At 58.6% G+C, this 21,024-nt stretch carries 23 protein-coding genes; 21 read left to right on the forward strand and 2 right to left on the reverse strand.

Going from position 1 to position 21,024, the window contains the following annotated elements:
- The first annotated feature begins 3 nt into the window (after positions 1-3).
- Genes tauB through tauD form a run of 3 tightly spaced genes read left to right on the forward strand, consistent with a single transcriptional unit; the run spans position 4 to position 2,449 of the window.
- Positions 4-771 (forward strand): taurine ABC transporter ATP-binding subunit, encoded by a 768-nt coding sequence (gene tauB / locus ACMGF9_RS00905; RefSeq protein WP_015379279.1) that lies wholly within the window; start codon positions 4-6, stop codon positions 769-771.
- Complete coding sequence (gene tauC, locus ACMGF9_RS00910; protein ID WP_414160485.1) at positions 768-1,604, forward strand: taurine ABC transporter permease TauC; 837 nt, start codon at positions 768-770, stop codon at positions 1,602-1,604. The genes tauB and tauC overlap by 4 nt, the downstream gene beginning before the upstream one ends.
- Positions 1,601-2,449 (forward strand): taurine dioxygenase, encoded by an 849-nt coding sequence (tauD, locus tag ACMGF9_RS00915; protein ID WP_015379277.1) that lies wholly within the window; start codon positions 1,601-1,603, stop codon positions 2,447-2,449. The genes tauC and tauD overlap by 4 nt, the downstream gene beginning before the upstream one ends.
- Positions 2,450-2,452: 3 nt before the next feature.
- On the opposite strand, the gene ACMGF9_RS00920 is transcribed toward tauD, so the two are convergent.
- Positions 2,453-4,366 carry an ABC transporter ATP-binding protein gene (locus ACMGF9_RS00920; RefSeq protein ID WP_414160487.1) on the reverse strand — a complete coding sequence of 638 codons (1,914 nt, stop codon included), beginning with the start codon at positions 4,364-4,366 and terminating at the stop codon, positions 2,453-2,455.
- A gap of 129 nt (positions 4,367-4,495) precedes the next feature.
- Between ACMGF9_RS00920 and kefG the strand changes: the two genes are divergently transcribed.
- From kefG to ACMGF9_RS00955, 7 genes are all read left to right on the forward strand, one after another.
- A complete protein-coding gene (gene kefG, locus ACMGF9_RS00925) occupies positions 4,496-5,047 on the forward strand; it encodes a glutathione-regulated potassium-efflux system ancillary protein KefG (RefSeq protein ID WP_004930395.1) in 552 nt (183 codons plus the stop codon).
- 2 nt (positions 5,048-5,049) lie between these two features.
- Positions 5,050-6,858 (forward strand): glutathione-regulated potassium-efflux system protein KefB, encoded by a 1,809-nt coding sequence (gene kefB / locus ACMGF9_RS00930; protein ID WP_015379275.1) that lies wholly within the window; start codon positions 5,050-5,052, stop codon positions 6,856-6,858.
- 14 nt (positions 6,859-6,872) lie between these two features.
- Positions 6,873-7,076, forward strand: a complete 204-nt coding sequence (locus ACMGF9_RS00935) for a YheV family putative zinc ribbon protein (protein ID WP_015379274.1) — start codon at positions 6,873-6,875, stop codon at positions 7,074-7,076.
- Between the two features lie 112 nt (positions 7,077-7,188).
- Positions 7,189-7,776 carry a peptidylprolyl isomerase gene (slyD, locus tag ACMGF9_RS00940; RefSeq protein ID WP_004930407.1) on the forward strand — a complete coding sequence of 196 codons (588 nt, stop codon included), beginning with the start codon at positions 7,189-7,191 and terminating at the stop codon, positions 7,774-7,776.
- A gap of 92 nt (positions 7,777-7,868) precedes the next feature.
- On the forward strand, positions 7,869-8,897 hold the full coding sequence (locus ACMGF9_RS00945; RefSeq protein ID WP_015379273.1) for a LacI family DNA-binding transcriptional regulator: 1,029 nt from the start codon (positions 7,869-7,871) through the stop codon (positions 8,895-8,897).
- 122 nt (positions 8,898-9,019) lie between these two features.
- Positions 9,020-10,459, forward strand: a complete 1,440-nt coding sequence (nhaC, locus tag ACMGF9_RS00950) for a Na+/H+ antiporter NhaC (RefSeq protein ID WP_044029964.1) — start codon at positions 9,020-9,022, stop codon at positions 10,457-10,459.
- Position 10,460: 1 nt separating this feature from the next.
- Positions 10,461-11,633 (forward strand): MalY/PatB family protein, encoded by a 1,173-nt coding sequence (locus tag ACMGF9_RS00955; RefSeq protein ID WP_413713805.1) that lies wholly within the window; start codon positions 10,461-10,463, stop codon positions 11,631-11,633.
- A gap of 15 nt (positions 11,634-11,648) precedes the next feature.
- Here the strand turns inward: ACMGF9_RS00955 and ACMGF9_RS00960 are convergent, their stop codons facing one another.
- The gene (locus tag ACMGF9_RS00960; protein WP_004930414.1) at positions 11,649-11,876 is read right to left on the reverse strand and encodes a SlyX family protein; all 228 of its coding nucleotides are present in this window, start codon (positions 11,874-11,876) and stop codon (positions 11,649-11,651) included.
- A gap of 356 nt (positions 11,877-12,232) precedes the next feature.
- Here ACMGF9_RS00960 and fkpA point away from each other — a divergent pair, with 356 nt between their 5' ends.
- The 11 genes from fkpA (at position 12,233) to bfr (ending at position 20,647) form a co-directional block, all read left to right on the forward strand.
- Positions 12,233-13,072, forward strand: coding sequence for an FKBP-type peptidyl-prolyl cis-trans isomerase (fkpA, locus tag ACMGF9_RS00965; RefSeq protein ID WP_015379270.1), 840 nt, complete (start codon positions 12,233-12,235; stop codon positions 13,070-13,072).
- Between the two features lie 372 nt (positions 13,073-13,444).
- Positions 13,445-14,167, forward strand: coding sequence for a transcriptional regulator (locus tag ACMGF9_RS00970; protein ID WP_004930418.1), 723 nt, complete (start codon positions 13,445-13,447; stop codon positions 14,165-14,167).
- The gene (gene tusD / locus ACMGF9_RS00975) at positions 14,167-14,556 is read left to right on the forward strand and encodes a sulfurtransferase complex subunit TusD (protein ID WP_015379269.1); all 390 of its coding nucleotides are present in this window, start codon (positions 14,167-14,169) and stop codon (positions 14,554-14,556) included. The genes ACMGF9_RS00970 and tusD overlap by 1 nt, the downstream gene beginning before the upstream one ends.
- Before the next feature lie 7 nt (positions 14,557-14,563).
- Positions 14,564-14,923 carry a sulfurtransferase complex subunit TusC gene (tusC, locus tag ACMGF9_RS00980; RefSeq protein ID WP_044029960.1) on the forward strand — a complete coding sequence of 120 codons (360 nt, stop codon included), beginning with the start codon at positions 14,564-14,566 and terminating at the stop codon, positions 14,921-14,923.
- 9 nt (positions 14,924-14,932) lie between these two features.
- Entirely contained in the window at positions 14,933-15,220 is a 288-nt protein-coding gene (gene tusB, locus ACMGF9_RS00985; RefSeq protein ID WP_004930424.1) for a sulfurtransferase complex subunit TusB, read from the forward strand.
- Between the two features lie 143 nt (positions 15,221-15,363).
- Positions 15,364-15,738: a 30S ribosomal protein S12 gene (rpsL, locus tag ACMGF9_RS00990; RefSeq protein WP_004930426.1), complete on the forward strand. Its 375-nt coding sequence runs from the start codon at positions 15,364-15,366 to the stop codon at positions 15,736-15,738.
- A 96-nt stretch (positions 15,739-15,834) separates the two neighbouring features.
- Positions 15,835-16,305, forward strand: a complete 471-nt coding sequence (rpsG, locus tag ACMGF9_RS00995; protein ID WP_004956203.1) for a 30S ribosomal protein S7 — start codon at positions 15,835-15,837, stop codon at positions 16,303-16,305.
- Between the two features lie 93 nt (positions 16,306-16,398).
- Positions 16,399-18,513 carry an elongation factor G gene (fusA, locus tag ACMGF9_RS01000; protein ID WP_004930429.1) on the forward strand — a complete coding sequence of 705 codons (2,115 nt, stop codon included), beginning with the start codon at positions 16,399-16,401 and terminating at the stop codon, positions 18,511-18,513.
- Between the two features lie 70 nt (positions 18,514-18,583).
- Positions 18,584-19,768, forward strand: a complete 1,185-nt coding sequence (tuf, locus tag ACMGF9_RS01005; protein ID WP_015376315.1) for an elongation factor Tu — start codon at positions 18,584-18,586, stop codon at positions 19,766-19,768.
- 131 nt (positions 19,769-19,899) lie between these two features.
- Positions 19,900-20,094 (forward strand): bacterioferritin-associated ferredoxin, encoded by a 195-nt coding sequence (gene bfd, locus ACMGF9_RS01010; protein ID WP_015379266.1) that lies wholly within the window; start codon positions 19,900-19,902, stop codon positions 20,092-20,094.
- A gap of 73 nt (positions 20,095-20,167) precedes the next feature.
- Entirely contained in the window at positions 20,168-20,647 is a 480-nt protein-coding gene (bfr, locus tag ACMGF9_RS01015) for a bacterioferritin (protein WP_004929784.1), read from the forward strand.
- Positions 20,648-21,024: the final 377 nt, after the last annotated feature.

Here is a 21,024-nt window from a genome sequence, read left to right on the forward strand (position 1 = left end):
AGGATGCTAAACGTCAATCATCTTTCAGCAGAGTATCAGGGGCGGCCCGCGCTGCGTGACGTGTCGTTCCAGATCGCCGCCGGGCAACTGGTGGTGGTGCTCGGCCCATCGGGCTGCGGCAAGACCACGCTGCTGAATTTGATCGCCGGGTTTATCGAGCCTTCAGCTGGCAGCATCACGCTGGATGGAACGCCCGTTCACGGCCCGGGCGCCGAACGGGGCGTGGTGTTCCAGCATGAGGGCTTACTGCCGTGGCGTAACGTGGTGGACAACGTTGAGTTCGGCCTGCAACTGGCCGGCGTCGGCAAGGCGCAGCGCCGCCAGGTGGCGGAGCAGATGCTGCAGCGCGTGGGGCTGGCCGGTTACGAGCGGCATTTCATCTGGCAGCTTTCCGGCGGCATGCGCCAACGCGTCGGCATTGCCCGCGCCCTGGCCGCCGATCCGCGTCTGCTGTTGCTGGATGAGCCGTTCGGCGCGCTGGACGCGTTCACGCGCGAGCAGATGCAGGAGTTGTTGTTGACCATCTGGCGAGATACCGGCAAACAGGTGCTGCTGATCACCCACGATATCGAAGAGGCGGTGTTCCTCGCCAGTGAACTGTTACTGCTGTCGCCGGGGCCGGGGCAGGTGGTGGAGCGGCTGTCGCTGAACTTCGGCCAGCGCTATGCCGACGGCGAAGCCTGCCGCGCCATCAAGTCCGATCCTGAATTTATCGCGCAGCGCGAATACGTGCTGGGCAAAGTTTTCCAACAGCGCGAGGCCTTGCTATGAGCCTGCATTCCACTATGAAGGCCGCAGCCCAGCCGCAGGGCAAAGCGACGCGCCGTTTCAGCGTGCCGCGCAACGTTTGGTTGAGCGGCGCCACGCTGTTGACGGTGTTGTTCGTCTGGTGGGGCGTGACGGCGCTGCAGCTGATCAGCCCGCTATTTTTGCCGGCGCCGCAGCAGGTGCTGCACCAGTTGATCACCATCGCCAGCCCGCAAGGCTTTATGGACGCCACGCTATGGCAGCATCTGGCGGCCAGCCTGGGGCGCATTTTGGTGGCGCTGCTGGCGGCGGTGATCGTCGGCATTCCGGTGGGCATCGCCATGGGGTTGAACGACACGGTGCGCGGCATCCTCGATCCGCTGATTGAGATCTATCGTCCGGTGCCGCCGTTGGCGTATTTGCCGCTGATGGTGATTTGGTTCGGCATCGGCGAAACCTCGAAGATCTTGCTGATTTATCTGGCGATTTTCGCGCCGGTGACGCTCTCCGCCGTGGCCGGCGTGCGCAGCGTGGCGCAGGTGCGGGTGCGCGCCGCCCGCGCGTTGGGCGCCACGCGTTGGCAGGTGCTGCGTTTCGTGGTGCTGCCGAGCGCGCTGCCGGAGATCCTGACCGGCATTCGCATCGGGCTGGGCGTCGGCTGGTCGACGCTGGTGGCCGCCGAACTGATCGCCGCCACGCGCGGCCTGGGATTTATGGTGCAATCCGCCGGTGAGTTTTTGGCGACCGACGTGGTGTTGGCCGGCATCGGCGTGATTGCGGTGATTGCATTTGGGTTGGAGCTGGGGCTGCGCGCCCTGCAGCGCCGATTGACCCCGTGGCATGGAGTACAGCAATGAACGAACGTCTGAATATCACCCCGCTGGGGCCTTACATCGGGGCGCTGGTGGAAAACGTCGAATTGGCCCGGCCGTTGGGCGACGGCCAGTTTGAACAGCTTTATCATGCGTTGCTCAAGCATCAGGTGCTGTTCTTCCGCAACCAGCCGATCACGCCGTTGCAGCAGCGCGATCTGGCCGGACGCTTCGGCGATCTGCATATCCATCCGGTCTATCCGCATGCCACCGACGTGGAAGAGATCATCGTGCTCGATACTCACGACGACAATCCGCCGGACAACGACAACTGGCACACCGACGTGACCTTTATCGAGAACCCGCCGCTGGGCGCGATCCTGGCGGCCAAGACCTTGCCTGCCACCGGCGGCGATACGCTGTGGGCCAGCGGCATCGCGGCCTACGAAGCGCTGTCGGCGCCGTTCAGAACGCTGCTCGCGGGGTTGCGCGCAGAGCATGACTTCACCAAGTCGTTCCCGGAGCACAAACATCGCGGTAGCGAAGAAGAACACCAGCGTTGGCAACTGGCGGTGCAGAAAAATCCGCCGCTGCTGCATCCGGTGGTGCGCACTCACCCGGTCAGCGGCCGACAGGCGCTGTTCGTCAATGAAGGGTTCACCACGCGGATCGTGGATGTGGAGCCGAAGGAGAGCGATGCTTTACTGAATTTCCTGTTCGCTCACATCACTAAGCCGGAGTTTCAGGTGCGCTGGCGCTGGCAGGAAAATGACGTGGCGATCTGGGATAACCGCGTGACGCAGCACTACGCCAACGCGGATTATCTGCCGCAGCGGCGCATCATGCACCGCGCGACCATTCTGGGGGATAAACCTTTTTACAAGGCCTGAGGCTTAGGCTTCGAACGCCTGCGTTAACTGCTCCAGCTGTTCCTGCGCATCCAGCCAGGTCATTTCCGTCTCTTCCAGCGCGGATTTGGCTTGGCTTTGCTTTTGCAGGCAGTCGGTCAACTCGGCCTTGCGGCTGATGTCGTACAGCGCGGGATCCGCCAGCTGTTCCTCCACCGCCGTCAGTTCGGCGCCCAGTTTTTCCATCTGCTGTTCCAGCTTGGCGATCTGCTTGCGCAGCGGTTGGGTTTGCGTACGGAACTCCGCCTCGCGGCGTTTTTGATCCTTGCGCGCCTGCGCGCTGTTGCCGCCGCTCTCTTTTTCCGGCGCGTCCTGCTGGCTTTCCTGGCGCTGCAGGTCGACAAGCCACTGCTGATAATCGTCGAGATCGCCCTCGAAAGGCTCGACCTGGCCATCGTGCACCAGGTACAGATCGTCGGTGGTGGAGCGCAGCAGGTGACGGTCGTGCGATACCACCACCAACGCGCCTTCGAAATCGATCAGCGCCTCGGTCAGCGCCTGACGCATGTCGAGATCCAGGTGGTTGGTCGGTTCATCGAGCAGCAGCAGGTTCGGGCGCTGCCAGACGATCAGCGCCAGCACCAGCCGCGCCTTCTCGCCGCCGGAGAAACGCTCGGTCATTTCGCTGACCTTGTCGCCCTGGAAGCCGAAACCGCCCAGATAGTCGCGCAGCTGCTGCTCCAGCACCCTTGGGGCGATGCGGCTCAGGTGCTGCAGCGGCGATTCGTCGGCGCGCAAAAATTCCAGCTGATGCTGGGCGAAGTAACCCAGCTTGATGCCTTTCGCCAGGCCGATCTCGCCGCTCAGCGGCTCCAGGGTGCCGGCCAGCAGTTTGATCAGCGTCGATTTCCCGGCGCCGTTGCGGCCGAGCAGGCCAATGCGCGAGCCGGGCACCAGGTTCAGCTTGATTGACTTCAGGATCACTTTATCGCCATACCCGGCGCTGACTTTTTCCATGCGCAGCAGCGGGTTCGGCAGGCTTTCCGGCGGGCGGAAGCTGAAGGTGAACGGGTTGTCGACGTGCGCCGGGGCTATCAGCTCCATGCGCTCCAGCATCTTGATGCGGCTCTGCGCCTGTTTGGCCTTGGTGGCCTGCGCGCGGAAACGGTCGATATAGCTTTGCAGGTGCGCCACTTTCTCTTGCTGGTGCTGATACAGCGACTGCTGCTGCGCCAGCTTGGTAGCGCGCTGGCGTTCGAACGACGAGTAGTTGCCGGTGTACTCGTTCATCGTCTGCTGTTCGATATGCAGGATCTTGTCGACGATCGGATCGAGGAAGTCGCGGTCGTGCGAGATCAGCACCAGCGTGCCGGGATAGCTTTTCAGCCAGCGCTCCAGCCAGATCACCGCATCGAGATCCAGGTGGTTGGTCGGTTCGTCGAGCAGCAGCAGATCGGAACGGCACACCAGCGCCTGCGCCAGGTTGAGGCGCATGCGCCAGCCGCCGGAAAAGTCGCGCACCGGGCTTTGCAGCTGTTCGTTGGAGAAGCCGAGGCCGTGCAGCAGGCTGGCGGCGCGGGAACGGATGGTCCAGGCGTCGATGGCGTCCAGCTTGCCGTGCAGGGTGGCGATGGCGTGGCCGTCGTTGCGATCGTTGGCCGCCTGCAACTCGGCTTCAAGCTGGCGAAACTCGCGGTCGCCGTCGATAACATACTCGATCGCCGGCACGTCCAGCGCCGGCGTCTCCTGGTTGACCCAGGCCAGCGCCCAGTTGCCGGGGAAGGTGAAGCTGCCGCCGTCCGCCGCGATCTCGCCCTTCAGCAGCGACAACAGCGTGGATTTGCCACAGCCGTTTTTGCCCACCAGGCCGACCTTCTGACCGGGATTAACCGTCGCCGTGGCGTTGTCCAGCAGGACGCGAATGCCGCGTCGGATTTGTAGCGAGGAGAATACAATCATAAAGCGCCGTATGTTCAGAGTATGTTAAATTATCATTAAGGTAACAGAACGCGCACCGCGCGCTGTTTTTGTCTTTGCGATGCATGGTAACGGAAAACCGCTACCCTGACGACGCTTTGGAGGGGAATGATGTCGCAGCCGCCCAAGGTCTTGCTGCTGTATGCCCATCCGGAATCCCATGACTCGGTGGCGAACCGGGTTTTGCTTCGACCGGCGCAGCAGTTGGAACATGTCACCGTGCACGATCTCTACGCGCACTACCCTGATTTTTTTATCGATATCCATCACGAACAACAGCTGCTGCGTGAGCATCAGGTCATCGTGTTTCAGCATCCTCTCTATACCTACAGCTGCCCGGCGCTGCTGAAGGAGTGGCTGGATCGCGTGCTGGCGCGCGGCTTCGCCAGCGGCGTGGGCGGCAATGCGCTGGCGGGCAAGTACTGGCGCTCGGTGATCACCACCGGCGAGCCGGAAGGCGCCTACCGTACCGGCGGTTATAACCACTATCCGATGGAAGATATCCTGCGGCCGTTCGAGCTGACCGCCGGGATGTGCCATATGCACTGGTTGACGCCGTTCGTGGTGTATTGGGCGCGGCGGCAAAAGCCGGAGGTGCTGCGCAGCCATGCGGACGCCTACGGGGACTGGCTGAGCCACCCGCTGCCGCACGGAGGACGATGATCATGGAAGGATCGACCTTACTGACCGCCATTTTGCTGTTCCTGTTTGCCGCGGTGGTGACGGTGCCGATCGCCCGTCGTCTGGGGATTGGCGCGGTGCTGGGCTATCTGATCGCCGGTATCGCCATCGGCCCGTGGGGATTGGGCTTCATTCGCGACGTTGACGAGATCCTGCACTTCTCCGAACTGGGCGTGGTGTTCCTGATGTTCATCATCGGCCTGGAGCTGAATCCCAGCAAGCTGTGGGAGCTGCGGCGCTCGATCTTCGGCGCCGGCGCCGGCCAGGTGCTGATCACCGCGGCGGTGCTGGGCGCATTGTTGTATCTGACGCACTTCGCCTGGCAGGCGGCGGTGATAGGCGGTATCGGCCTGGCGATGTCTTCCACCGCCATGGCGCTGCAGCTGATGCGCGAAAAGGGCATGAATCGCAACGAAGGCGGGCAGCTGGGTTTCTCGGTGCTGCTGTTCCAGGATATGGCGGTGATCCCGGCGCTGGCGTTGATCCCCATTCTGGCCGGCGCCGGCGGCACCAGCGACGACTGGGCGAAGATCGCGCTCAAGGTGGCGGCGTTCGGCGGCATGCTGATCGGCGGCCGCTTCCTGCTGCGGCCGCTGTTCCGCTATATCGCCGCTTCCGGCGTGCGCGAGATCTTCACTGCCGCGGCGCTGTTGCTGGTGCTCGGCTCGGCGCTGTTTATGGAGACGCTTGGCCTGTCGATGGCGCTCGGTACCTTCATTGCCGGCGTGCTGCTGGCGGAGAGCGAATACCGCCACGAACTGGAGATCTCCATCGAGCCGTTTAAAGGGCTGCTGCTGGGGCTGTTCTTTATCTCGGTAGGCATGGTGTTGAATATCGGCGTGCTCTACACCCATCTGGCCGAGGTGTTGATCGGCGTACTGGCGCTGGTGGCGGTGAAATCCGGCGTGCTCTACGGCGTGTCGCGCCTGTTCGGCCTGCGTAGTTCGGTGCGCCTGCAGTTTGCCGGCGTGCTCAGCCAGGGCGGTGAGTTTGCCTTCGTGCTGTTTTCCGCGGCGGGCGCGCAAAAGGTGCTGCAGCCGGATCAACTCTCTTTGCTGTTGGTGGTAGTGACGCTGTCGATGATGACCACACCGTTACTCATGCAGGCCATCGACCGCATTTTGGCGCGCCGCTATAACGCCAAAGGCGAAGACGAGGAGACGCCGTACGTAGAGGACGACGATCCTCAGGTGATCATCGTTGGCTTCGGGCGTTTCGGCCAGGTGATCGGCCGCCTGTTGATGGCCAACAAAATGCGCATTACCGTACTGGAACGCGACGTCAGCGCCGTCGGGGTGCTGCGGCGTTACGGATATCAGGTTTATTACGGCGACGCCACCGAGTTGGAGCTGTTGCGCGCGGCGGGCGCCGAAAAGGCCAAGTCGATCGTGATCACCTGCAATGAGCCGGAAGACACCATGGAGATCGTGCGGCTGTGCCAGCAGCACTTCCCGAATCTGAGTATTCTGGCGCGGGCACGCGGCCGCGTGGAGGCGCATGAGTTGCTGCAGGCGGGCGTGAAACAGTTCAGCCGCGAAACCTTCTCCAGCGCGCTGGAACTGGGGCGCAAGGCGTTGATGGAGTTGGGCATGCACCCCCATCAGGCCTTCCGCGCCCAGCAGCATTTCCGCCGCCTGGATATGCGCATGCTGCGTGAACTGATGCCGCCGCATCAGGGCGACGTGGCGCAAATTTCCCGCGTGAAAGAGGCGCGGCGCGAGCTGGAAGAGCTGTTCCATCGCGAAATGCAAAAAGAAAGTCGCCAGTTTGACGGCTGGGATGAATACGAATAAGCGGGAGCATAACGATGTCTGCAACACGTAAGAGATTTATCGCCGGGGCGGTGTGCCCAAGCTGTAGCGCCATGGATACGCTGGCGGTGTGGCGGGAGGATCAGGTGGAAGTGGTGGAGTGCGTCAAGTGCGGCCATCACCAGCGCCAGACCGAGCAACAGGTGGAAAAACACGTTCGCCCGCAAGAGCAGGTGATCGGCATTTTTCAGCCGAAGTAGCGTTTTTTTATCCCGGAGGGTACAGCGAGGCAGATTTCCGTTACAATCTGTCCGGAAAAGGCGCGCATCCCGATAACGGTGCGCGTCCTAGTAGCCAACGGTAGGAGATATCATGAAAGTAGCAAAAGACTTGGTAGTCAGCCTGGCTTACCAAGTACGTACAGAAGACGGTGTTTTGGTTGATGAGTCTCCGGTGAGCGCACCGCTGGACTATCTGCACGGGCATGGTTCTCTGATCGCAGGTCTGGAAAAAGCGCTCGAAGGCCACGACGTTGGCGATCGTTTTGACGTTCACGTCGGCGCGAACGACGCGTACGGCAACTACGACGAAAACCTGGTGCAGCGCGTACCGAAAGACGTCTTCATGGGCGTTGACGAACTGCAGGTCGGCATGCGTTTCCTGGCTGACACCGATCAGGGCCCGGTACCGGTTGAAATCACCGAAGTTGACGGCGACCACGTGGTGGTTGACGGCAACCACATGCTGGCCGGCCAAAACCTGAACTTCAACGTGGAAGTTGTCGCGATCCGCGAAGCGACCGCAGAAGAACTGGCGCACGGTCACGTACACGGCGAGCACGACCATCACCACGAACACGGTGAAGGCTGCTGCGGCGGTCACGGCCACAGCCACGATCACGACCATGGTCACGACCACGGTAAAGGCGGTTGCGGTAACGGCGGTTGCGGCTGCCACTAAGCAGAACGCGATCACGAGACAAGAGGGCGGCCATCGGCTGCCCTTTTTTATGCGCGGCGCACCGGGCGCCGAACGGCACAACAGGACATGCCATGGCCACCATGAAAGACGTTGCGCGGCGCGCCGGCGTTTCCACGGCCACCGTCAGCCGGGTGATCAATAATACCGCCTACGTTGAACCGGTGACCCGCGAACGCGTCGAGAAGGCGATGCGCGAGTTTAACTACCACCGCAACGCCGCCGCGCTGGCGCTGGCGAAAAGAAGCGGCAATATGCTGGGGTTGCTGACCGGCAACCTCGACGATCCGTTTTTTTCACGCCTGGCGCGGGGCGTGGAAGACATCACGCGACAGGCCGGCGTGCGTTTGATGTTGTGCAGCGGCGGGCATCAGGCCGAACTGGAAAAAAGCGGCCTCGACTTTCTCATCAATCAGGGATGCGAAGCCATCGTGGCGCACGTCACGCGCATGGGGGAGGAGGAGCTGCTGCGCTACGCCGCCCACACGCCCGCGCTGGTGCTGATCAACCGTTACCTGCCCGCCATCGCCAACCGTTGCATCTGGCTCGACAACGCCAATGCGGCGCAGACGGCGACCAAGCTGCTCATTCGTCAGGGGCATCGGAGAATCGCCTGCGTGACGACGGATCTGCCGATCGACGACCGCGCGCAGCGGTTAGCGGGTTACCGCCAGGCCATGGCCGCCGGCGGCATTGAGGTGCCCGGCAGCTGGATCATCAGCGTGCCCTTCAATGAAAGAGGGGGCGAACTGGCGGCCGAGCGCGTTCTGGCCAGCGACCAACGCTTCACCGCCGCAGTGACGTTCAACGACGTGATGGCCGCCGGCATGATGCGCACCTGCCACCAACGGCAAGTTCAGTTGCCTGAAGCGCTGTCAATCGTCGGTTTTGACGACATTGCCCTGGCGAAATATCTCCACCCCGCGTTGACCACCGTGCATTACCCCATCGAAAAAATGGCCCGCCGCGCCGCGCGTCTGGCGCTACAAATCCACAGCGGCAGCGACGTCGCGCCGCAGAACAACCGCTTTTCGGCCGAACTTATCCTGCGAGACTCCGTCGCCGATGGTGAGAGGACTGAGCAAAGCAAGCGCGGCGAATGAGAGGCGGCTCACATAACGCCATCTCATGAAACCGATTACATGGCCAGTGGCCTGCGCTCACATCCTCCGATTACCGAAGCCATTACGCTGTTGCAGTACCCCCTCTTCAACAGGAGCCGTATATGGATAATAAGAAAACGCTCAACCTTGGGCTGGCGACGCTGCCGATTGTGGCCATGCTGTTGCTGCTCATCATCGGCTATGGCCAGTTTGGCCTGCGCATTGAACCGCTGCTGCTGGTGTCCGCCGCCATCGCCGCCGCGTTGGCCTGGTGGCAAGGCTACCGCTGGGATGACATCATCGGGGCCATCGTGGCCAAGCTGGCTAAGGCGATGCCGGTGATCATGATCCTGATCTGCGTGGGCGGGCTGATCGGCACCTGGATGATCAGTGGCACAATCCCTTACATGGTGTATTGGGGGCTGAAGCTGATTAGCCCGCAATACATTCTGATCGCCGCGTTCTTCATCACCAGCGTGATCTCGGTGTGCACCGGTACCTCGTGGGGGGCGGCCGGCACCGTGGGCGTGGCGCTGATGGGCGTGGCCGCCGGTCTGGACGTGCCGCTGGCCGCCGCGGCCGGGGCGGTGGTGTCCGGCGCCTACTTCGGCGACAAAATTTCCCCGTTGTCCGATTCGACGAACTTCGCGGCTATCGTCGCGGATACCGATCTCTACAGCCATATCCAGCATCTGATGTACACGACGCTGCCGAGTTTCATCCTGGCCGCCGTGGTGTACCTGATCGCCGGCCACACCGGCGCGGTGGGCAGCGTGGCAACGCCGGAAAAAGTGACCGAAATCGTCAGCGCGCTTGAGGGGTTGTACCATTTCAATCTGCTGTTGATCCTGCCGCCGGTGCTGGTGCTGTGGGGCGCGGTGACCAAACGGCCGGTGATCCCCGTCATGCTGGCCGCCTGCGCGCTGGCGATCGCCATCGGCGTCGCGCTGCAGGGTTTTAGCCTGCAACAGGGGCTGAATGCGTTGATGGACGGTTTCAATCTGTCGATGTTCGCCAGCCAGGGCCATAACGTTGAAGGGATCGTCGCCGATGTGCCGCGCCTGCTGAACCGCGGCGGCATGTTCTCGATGATGAGTACGATCCTGCTGGTGTTCTGCGCCTTTTCCTTCGCCGGCGCCTTGACGCTGACCGGCGCGCTGACGGTGATCATCAGCCGGCTGCTGAAAGTGGTGCACACCACCGGCCAGCTGATCGCCGCTACCGTTGCCACCACCATCCTGGTGACCGGCGCGACCAGCGACGGCAAGCTGGCGCTGCTGATCCCGGCGGAGCTGTTCAAAGGGGCCTATCGACGCATGGGGCTGGACAACAAAAACCTGTCGCGCACCGTCGAAGATGCGGGCACCGTCATCGAGCCGCTGATCCCGTGGACGGCCGCCGGTATTTACATGGCGACCACGCTGGGAGTGAGCACGCTCGATCTGCTGCCGTGGGCGATCCAATGTTATGTCGCAGTGGTGTTCGCCCTGATTTATGGCTTCACCGGCTTCGGTATCGCCAAACTCCAACCTCAGAACGACTTGCAGCGTAAGGAAGCCTGACATGACGAGTCATTTCAACGCCATCATCGATCGCCACAATACCGGCTCCGTGAAGTGGGACTTCATCGACCGCTATCTGCAACTGGACGGCAGCGAATTGTTGCCGATGTGGGTGTCCGATTTCGACTTTCCATGCCCGCCGGAGGTGCAACAGGCGCTGCATCAGCGGGTGGACCACGGCGTCTTTGGCTACAGCGAACGCGACGACGCCTACTACCAGGCGGCGATCGACTGGTTTGCCAAGCGGCACGACTTGCCGCTGCGGCGCGAGTGGTTCACGTCGATTGAAGGGGTGGTGCCGGGGTTGGCGATGCTGATCCAACTGCTCAGCAAGCCGGGGGACGGCGTGGTGGTGCAGGGGCCGTACTATGGCTCGTTCGCCAAGATAGTCACCATGAACGGCAGAGAGGTGATTGAAAATCCGCTGCTGGAAACCCCGCAGGGATACCGGATCGATTTCGACCGGCTGGCCGCCTGCCTGGCGCAGCGCAAACCGCCGCTGTTGTTGCTGTGCAATCCGCACAATCCGACCGGCCGTTGCTGGTGCCGCGAGGAACTGGAGCGGCTCATGGCGATCTGCCACGCCCACGATGTCACGGTGATCTCCGATGAAATTTGGGCCGATCTGCTGCTGCCCGGCGAGACGTTTACATCGGTGTTGCATCTGGACGAGGAATATCGCGAGCGGGTGATTGCGGCGACGTCCGCCAGCAAAACCTTCGGACTCTCTTCGCTGCGCATTTCGAATTTCCTGATCCCCAATGCCCGGCTGCGGCAGGCGTTTGTCGATCGGCTGAACGCCCACGGGCTGGATGTATTCAACGCGCTGTCGATGACGGCGGCGACCGCGGCCTATCAACGGGGCGCTGCCTGGCTTGATGAGCTGCTCGACTACCTGGCGGAGAATCGGCGCTGGTTTGAGCAGGCGCTGGCGGCCGCCGCGCCCTGGTGCACGATGACCCAGGCTGAAGGGACTTATCTCGCCTGGCTGGATTGCCGTGCACTGGGTTTGAACGATGCTGACTTACAGCAGGCGCTGGTGGCGGTGGCGAAGCTGGCGCCGTCGATGGGCAGCGGTTTCGGCCCGCAGGGGAGCGGTTTTATCCGCATCAACCTGGGGTGCCCGCGCCGCTATCTCGAGCGTGCCGTCGACGGGCTGGCACGCCTGAAATAACCGAGCAGCGGGCCCTCAATAGTGCGGCGGAGGGGTTTCTTCCGATTGCGAGGCGATCATTGAGGTTTGGGTCGAGCGCAGCTTGTCGGTCAACATGCGCAGGTGTTCGCGCATCTTCAGCATTTCCATTTGATGCTGGATGACGGTCTGGTTGAGCTCTTCGATGGTGAGCTCTTGGAAGGCCTGGCGGCTCTCCAGTTCTTCAAGCCGCTGTAGCAGGCGTTGAATGTCGGCGTTGTGCATGAGGCTACCTCTGACGCGATAAAATCCTGATTCGGCGCTATGGTAACAGCTGATGCCGGGTTTGCTCGCGCTATTTCTCCAGGTGGCGCGCAACGTTGCGATCGGCAGTGTAAAGTGCTGAAAAGTTGCACGCCCGATACGCCGTTTTTTGCTAACCTCGCCGAATATTCTGCAAGAAAAATCTGATTTATCATGCGAGTAGCACACAGAGGGAAACTTCTTGGCAAAGCGGGAGTCACACTTTGACTCGATTGGTTACCTGTGCGACTGTTTTGTTTTGTTTCAGGCAGCTATAGTAGCCCGGTTATCTTACCTAATGATTGTTTGGGGCATTGCTTCAGACACTGGAGAAATGGATGAAATCTTTGTTTAAAGTCACGCTTCTGGCAACCACCATGGCTTTTGCTCTGAATGCGACCCAGGTCATGGCAGCCGATGCCGCCAAACCGGCAGAAGCCGCTAAACCAGCGGACGCGGCGGCAGCACCGAGCACCGGCAAGTTCAAAAACGACGACGAGCAAGCCGCTTACGCACTGGGCGCCTCTCTCGGCCGTTACATGGACAACTCTCTGAAAGAGCAAGAGAAGCTGGGCATCAAGCTGGACAAAGATCAGCTGATCGCCGGCGTTCAGGACGCGTTCGCCAACAAGAGCAAGCTGAACGACGCCGACATCGAGAAGACCCTTCAGGGCTTCGAAGCGCGCGTGAAGGCTTCCGCTCAGGCGAAGATGGAACAGGACGCCAAGGACAACGAAACCAAAGGCGCCAAGTACCGCGACAGCTTCGCGAAAGAAAAAGGCGTGAAGAAAACCGAATCCGGCCTGCTGTACCAGGTAGAGAAACCGGGCGCGGGTGAAGCGCCGAAAGACAGCGACACCGTGGTAGTAAACTACAAAGGCACCCTGACCGACGGTACTGAGTTCGATAACTCCTACACCCGCGGCGAGCCGCTGTCGTTCCGTCTGGATGGCGTGATCCCGGGCTGGACCGAAGGCCTGAAGCACATCAAGAAAGGCGGCAAAATCAAGCTGGTGATCCCGCCGGCATTGGCCTACGGCAAAACCGGCGTTCCGGGCATCCCGGCTAACTCCACGCTGGTGTTCGACGTTGAGCTGCTGGACGTGAAAGCGGCGCCGAAAGCCGACGCTAAAGCCGAAAAATCGGCTGACGCGAAAGCAGACGCTAAAGCGAAATAATCTCGTCGCTCTGTTTGCCACCGCCGCGGATGCCCTCCGCGGCGGTTTTCATTTCGACCGCCGCCGCTTCTCTCTCCATTGAACGCTTGACGCCTGCCGGGCATCGGGCTTAACGTCAATACCACGCGCAAACGCAAGGACTTTGCTCCGGCCGCTTTGCTAGACTAATAATTCTGACTTATCAGTCATGCGTCTGCCCCTTAGGGCGTGTACCTAAAATTGTTCCCGGCCGCCTCGCCCGCGGATGTCATCGTGCCGTTTATGCTGCTCTCAGCCAGCCGCGCTGCGGCGTGCCGACGACGGCAGCGATCCGGTCCGAGCGGTTTTAGCTGCGCCCCCTGGCACAGGCGATCTATGAGGGTGGTATCTTCGATGTCGAATTCGCTTTTATCCAGCGAAGCCAGCGAACTTGATTTGCTGAATGAACGTCCGTTTACTCAAACGGATCATGAAATCCTGAAATCCTATGAAGCGGTGGTCGATGGGCTGGCGATGTTGATCGGCGGCCACTGCGAGATCGTATTGCACGCGCTGGAAGACCTGAACAGTTCGGCGGTGCGCATCGCCAACGGGGAACATACCGGGCGTAAAATCGGTTCGCCGATCACCGACCTGGCGCTGCGCATGCTGCACGACATGGCCGGCGACGACAGCAGCGTGTCGAAAGCCTACTTCACCCGCGCCAAGAGCGGCGTGCTGATGAAGTCGGTGACCATCGCCATTCGCAATCGCGAACAGCGGGTAATCGGCCTGCTGTGCATCAACATGAACCTCGATGTGCCGTTCTCGCAGATCATGCAGACCTTTATGCCGCCGGCCACGCAGGACGTGCCGTCGTCGGTGAATTTCGCGTCTTCAGTCGACGATCTGGTGGCGCAGACGCTGGAGTTCACCATCGAAGAGGTGAATGCCGATCGCTCGGTATCCAATAACGCCAAGAACCGCCAGGTAGTGCTAAACCTCTATGAGAAAGGCATCTTCGACATCAAGGATGCGATCAATCAGGTGGCGGATCGCCTGAATATCTCCAAACACACCGTGTATTTGTACATCCGCCAGTTCAAGAGCGGCGATCTGTTGGGAAGCGACCGTTGATGCTCGATTATTGTCTGTTGGTCACCGGTCCGGCTTACGGCACGCAGCAGGCCAGCAGCGCCTATCAGTTCGCTCAGGCCCTGCTGGCGAAAGGACACCGGCTTTCCAGCGTCTTTTTCTACCGTGAAGGGGTGTTGAACGCCAACCAGCTGACCGCGCCCGCCAGCGATGAGTTCGACCTGGTGCGCGGTTGGGCGCAGCTGGCTCAGCAACACGGCGTGGCGCTCAACGTCTGCGTGGCCGCCGCGTTGCGCCGCGGCGTCACCGACGAGCAGGAGGCGGCGCAGCAGGGGCTGGCAAGCGCCAACCTGCAGCCCGGTTTTACCCTGAGCGGGTTGGGTTCCCTGGCCGAAGCGTCGCTAAGTTGCGACCGTCTGGTGCAGTTCTGAGGATAGGATGAAACGAGTCGCTTTTGTTTTCACCCATGGGCCGCACGGCGGCGCCAGCGGCAGGGAAGGGCTGGATGCGCTGCTCGCCACGTCGGCGCTCAGTGAAGATGTGGGGGTGTTTTTTGTCGGCGATGGCGTATTGCAGCTGTTGCCGGGCCAACAGCCGGAAAAGATTTTGGCGCGCAATTACATTGCCACCTTTGGCGTGCTGCCGCTGTATGACGTGGAGCGGTGCTATCTGTGCCAGGCTTCACTGCAGGAACGCGGACTGAGCCAGGTGACCGATTGGGTGCTGGACGCCGAGGTGCTGGCGCCGGACGAGCTGCGCCGCGAACTGGACGGCTACGACGCCGTGATGACGTTTTAGGATCCTCTGATGCTGTATACCCTGAGCCATTCGCCAAACCAATGTGACCTGCCTGCGCTGCTGCGCCTGACGGCGCAGGGCGACGCGCTGTTGCTGCTGCAGGACGGCGTGCTGGCAGGCCTTGCCGGCAGCGCTCATCTTGAATTGCTGCTCGCCGCCCCCATATCCCTTTATGCGCTGCAGGACGACCTGGAAGCCCGGGGATTGGTTGGTCATTTTTCGCACAAAATCACTGTCGTCGGCTATAATCACTTCGTTGAATTAACCGAACAACACCGCAGCCAAATGGCCTGGTGATGAGAGTGATGTTGTATATTTCTTGACACCCATACTGGTCAGCCATAAAATTCTGCGTCCTCGTACTTTGCCAGTAGTGCATACGAGGGGATTTATCACATGTTTACGAAGCTAGTACGAAGCAAAAACCAGGAGCTTTTTTAATGGCAACAATTAACCAGCTGGTTCGCAAACCACGCTCTGTGAAGGCTGCTAAAAGCAACGTTCCAGCGCTGGAAGCCTGCCCGCAGAAACGTGGCGTATGCACCCGCGTATATACCACTACCCCGAAAAAACCAAACTCCGCACTGCGTAAAGTTTGCCGTGTGCGTTTGACCAACGGTTTCGAAGTGACTTCCTACATCGGTGGCGAAGGCCACAACCTGCAGGAACACTCCGTAATCCTGATCCGTGGCGGTCGTGTAAAAGACTTGCCAGGTGTGCGTTACCACACCGTCCGTGGTGCACTTGACTGCTCCGGTGTTAAAGACCGTAAGCAAGCTCGTTCCAAGTACGGCGTGAAGAAGCCAAAGGCTTAATGGTTCTCCGTTAAGTAAGGCCAAACGTTTTAACTTTAATGTCAAAATAAACTCGTAGAGTTTTGGACAATCCTGAATTAACAACGGAGTATTTCCATGCCACGTCGTCGCGTAATCGGCCAACGTAAAATCCTGCCAGATCCTAAGTTCGGATCTGAGCTGCTGGCCAAATTTGTAAATATCCTGATGGTAGACGGTAAAAAATCTACTGCAGAAGCAATCGTCTATACCGCGCTGGAGACCCTGGCTCAGCGTTCTGGTAAAGATCACCTGGAAGCTTTCGAAGTCGCTCTCGACAACGTTCGCCCGACTGTAGAAGTTAAGTCGCGTCGCGTTGGCGGTTCTACTTATCAGGTACCAGTTGAAGTCCGCCCGGTTCGTCGTAATGCTCTGGCAATGCGTTGGATCGTTGATGCTGCACGTAAACGCGGTGATAAATCCATGGCTCTGCGCCTGGCGAACGAGCTGTCTGACGCAGCAGAGAACAAAGGTTCTGCTGTTAAGAAGCGTGAAGACGTTCACCGTATGGCCGAAGCCAACAAGGCGTTCGCCCACTACCGCTGGTAATCATCCGGCTGTAGTCATGCTAACCAAGCGGGCGCGTCAAATCGGCCCGCTTGGGTTAACTGAACTTGAACGCCCTAGGAATAGAGGAATCAAATGGCTCGTACAACACCCATTGCACGCTACCGTAACATCGGTATCAGTGCTCACATCGACGCCGGTAAAACCACCACTACCGAACGTATTCTGTTCTACACCGGTGTAAACCACAAAATCGGTGAAGTTCATGACGGCGCTGCCACCATGGACTGGATGGAACAGGAGCAGGAGCGTGGTATTACCATCACTTCTGCAGCGACTACTGCCTTCTGGTCTGGTATGGCCAAGCAGTTCGAACCGCATCGCGTAAACATCATCGACACCCCAGGGCACGTTGACTTCACCATCGAAGTAGAACGTTCCATGCGTGTGCTGGATGGCGCGGTAATGGTTTACTGTGCTGTTGGTGGTGTTCAGCCACAGTCTGAAACCGTATGGCGTCAGGCTAACAAATACAAAGTGCCACGTATCGCGTTCGTTAACAAAATGGACCGTATGGGCGCTAACTTCCTGAAAGTTGTAGGCCAGATCAAAACTCGTCTGGGCGCCAACCCTGTTCCTCTGCAGCTGGCTATCGGCGCAGAAGACAAATTCACCGGCGTTATCGACCTGGTGAAGATGAAGGCGATCAACTGGAACGAAGAAGACGCAGGCGTAACCTTCGAATACGAAGACGTGCCGGCTGACATGATGGATCTGGCTGAAGAATGGCGCCAGAACCTGATCGAGTCCGCTGCGGAAGCTTCCGAAGAGCTGATGGAAAAATACCTGGGCGGCGAAGAGCTGACCGAGGAAGAAATCAAATCCGCTCTGCGTCAGCGCGTGCTGAACAACGAAATCATCCTGGTTACCTGTGGTTCTGCGTTCAAGAACAAAGGCGTACAGGCGATGCTGGATGCGGTAATCGAATACCTGCCGGCACCAACTGACGTTCCTGCGATCAACGGTATCCTGGACGATGGCAAAGACACTCCGGCTGAGCGTCACGCAAGTGATGACGAGCCGTTCTCTGCGCTGGCGTTCAAAATCGCTACCGACCCGTTCGTGGGTAACCTGACCTTCTTCCGCGTGTACTCCGGCGTTGTTAACTCCGGCGACACCGTGCTGAACTCCGTTAAGGCTGCGCGCGAGCGTTTCGGCCGTATCGTTCAGATGCACGCCAACAAGCGTGAAGAGATCAAAGAAGTTCGCGCAGGCGACATCGCCGCTGCGATCGGTCTGAAAGACGTGACCACCGGGGACACCCTGTGTGATCCAGACTCTCCAATCATCCTGGAGCGTATGGAATTCCCTGAGCCGGTAATCTCTATCGCCGTTGAACCAAAAACCAAAGCTGACCAAGAAAAAATGGGTCTGGCTCTGGGCCGTCTGGCTAAAGAAGACCCGTCATTCCGCGTATGGACTGACGAAGAGTCTAACCAGACCATCATCGCCGGTATGGGTGAACTGCACCTCGACATCATCGTTGACCGCATGAAGCGTGAATTCAACGTTGAAGCTAACGTGGGCAAACCTCAGGTAGCTTACCGCGAAGCGATTCGCGCGAAGATTACCGATGTTGAAGGTAAGCACGCCAAGCAGTCTGGTGGTCGCGGTCAGTACGGTCACGTTGTGATCGACATGTACCCACTGGAGCCGGGCTCTAACCCGAAAGGTTACGAGTTCATCAACGACATCAAAGGTGGTGTAATTCCTGGCGAATACATCCCTGCCGTTGATAAAGGCATCCAGGAGCAGCTGAAGTCTGGTCCGTTGGCTGGTTACCCGGTAGTAGACATGGGTATTCGTCTGCACTTCGGTTCTTACCACGACGTTGACTCCTCTGAACTGGCGTTTAAACTGGCCGCGTCTATCGCCTTTAAAGAAGGCTTTAAGAAAGCGAAACCAGTTCTGCTTGAGCCTATCATGAAGGTTGAAGTTGAGACTCCAGAAGAGAACACCGGTGACGTTATCGGTGACTTGAGCCGTCGTCGCGGCATGCTGCGCGGTCAGGAATCTGAAGTGACTGGCGTTAAGATCCACGCTGAAGTACCGTTGTCCGAAATGTTCGGCTACGCAACTCAGCTGCGTTCTCTGACTAAAGGTCGCGCATCATACACCATGGAATTCCTGAAGTATGATGATGCACCGAACAACGTCGCTCAGGCCGTAATCGAAGCCCGTGGCAAATAAGCCGCAGGGTTAAAACCAAAGTCCCGTGCTCTCTCCAGAAGGGGAGAGCGCTATAGTAAGGAATATAGCCGTGTCTAAAGAAAAATTTGAACGTACAAAACCGCACGTTAACGTTGGTACTATCGGCCACGTTGACCACGGTAAAACTACCCTGACTGCAGCGATCACCACCGTTCTGGCTAAAACCTACGGCGGTTCTGCACGTGCTTTCGACCAGATCGATAACGCGCCAGAAGAAAAAGCTCGTGGTATCACCATCAACACCTCCCACGTTGAGTATGACACCCCGACTCGTCACTACGCGCACGTTGACTGCCCAGGGCACGCCGACTACGTGAAAAACATGATCACCGGTGCTGCTCAGATGGACGGCGCGATCCTGGTAGTAGCTGCGACTGACGGCCCAATGCCTCAGACTCGTGAGCACATCCTGCTGGGTCGTCAGGTTGGCGTTCCTTTCATCATCGTATTCATGAACAAATGCGACATGGTTGATGATGAAGAGCTGCTGGAACTGGTAGAAATGGAAGTTCGCGAACTGCTGTCCGCTTACGACTTCCCAGGCGACGACCTGCCAGTAATCCGCGGTTCCGCGCTGAAAGCGCTGGAAGGCGAAGCTGAGTGGGAAGCGAAAATCATCGAACTGGCCGAAGCCCTGGACAGCTACATCCCAGAGCCAGAGCGTGCAATCGACAAGCCGTTCCTGCTGCCAATCGAAGACGTATTCTCCATCTCCGGTCGTGGTACCGTTGTTACCGGTCGTGTTGAGCGCGGTATCATCAAAGTTGGCGAAGAAGTTGAAATCGTTGGTATCAAAGACACCGTTAAGTCTACCTGTACTGGCGTTGAAATGTTCCGCAAACTGCTGGACGAAGGCCGTGCTGGTGAGAACGTAGGTGTTCTGCTGCGTGGTATCAAACGTGAAGAAATCGAACGTGGTCAGGTACTGGCTAAGCCAGGCTCTATCAAGCCACACACCCAGTTCGAATCTGAAGTGTACATCCTGAGCAAAGATGAAGGTGGTCGTCACACTCCATTCTTCAAAGGCTACCGTCCACAGTTCTACTTCCGTACTACTGACGTGACCGGTACCATCGAACTGCCAGAAGGCGTAGAGATGGTAATGCCAGGCGACAACGTGAACATGGTTGTAACCCTGATTCACCCAATCGCGATGGACGACGGTCTGCGTTTCGCAATCCGTGAAGGCGGCCGTACTGTAGGCGCTGGTGTTGTTGCTAAAGTTATCGCTTAATCGCGAATAATTTTTCGACACAAAAAAGGGCACTTCGGTGCCCTTTTTTTATGCAATTTGTATAAATCTTAATTGAAATAAAAACCATTCCTATTTAGACTCAATGCATTGGTTAAGAAGTGAGTCTCTCTATGTATGTATGTCTGTGTAATGCGGTGACTGACAAAGCGATCCGTAATGCGGTGCGTCAGCACAACCCCCATACCATGAAGCAGCTGCGTGAACTTGTGCCGATTGGTACCGATTGTGGAAAGTGCATTCGTCAGGCAAGACAGATTATGGTGGAGGAACGCGGAACTATCATCCCAATGCATGAAGTTGCCTAACAAAGGGTAAGGTTATTTTTGACTCTTGGCTTACAGGTTCTACACTTTTAGAACTGGCCAGGAGGAGTTACCTATGAAAGGCGATAAAAAGATCATTGCTCACCTCAACAAGCTGCTCGGCAACGAGCTGGTTGCCATCAATCAATATTTCCTGCACGCCCGCATGTTCAAGAATTGGGGTTTAATGCGCCTCAACGATAAGGAATACCACGAGTCGATCGACGAAATGAAACATGCCGATCGCTACATTGAACGCATCCTGTTCCTGGAAGGAATACCTAATCTGCAGGACCTCGGCAAGCTGAACATCGGCGAAGACATTGAAGAGATGCTGCGTTCCGATCTGGCGCTGGAGCTGGCGGGCGCCAAGAACCTGCGCGAAGGTATCGCCTACGCCGACTCGATTCACGATTATGTCAGCCGTGATTTGATGATCGACATTCTGGCCGATGAAGAAGAGCATATCGACTGGCTGGAAACCGAGCTGGATCTGATCGCTCGCCTCGGCATTCAAAACTATGCCCAGGCCCAGATTTTAGAGCGCAAAGAGTAAGCCTGCCTTCCGTTCGTCATCGCCTCTCCTGCCGGCGACCGTTTTTACGGTGGGGCAGGGGAGCTGCCCGCTAAGCATAATTCATACCTTGATCGCCACCTTCATCCCGTGATCGTCGCTGAAGACGCAAAAATGACGATTTCCTGAGCATATTTCCAACTGCGGCTTGCTTCCTGGGCCATTTTGCGTATAATGCGCGGGCTTACCTAATCTTGGTAAGCCTGATTTTAGCGAATCAGTCGATTGGCAGGCCTTTTTTGCCTTTCGAACAATACTCCCGATATGGGGGTTATATGTTGACGATTACACTCCCCCATCAATCGAAATGGGTGTGAGGAGTAATTATTTACGTTTATAAATAATTGGAGCTCTGGTCT

The organism is Serratia sp. BNK-23 (genome assembly GCF_047456145.1).
GTDB classification, from domain to species: domain Bacteria; phylum Pseudomonadota; class Gammaproteobacteria; order Enterobacterales; family Enterobacteriaceae; genus Serratia; species Serratia nematodiphila.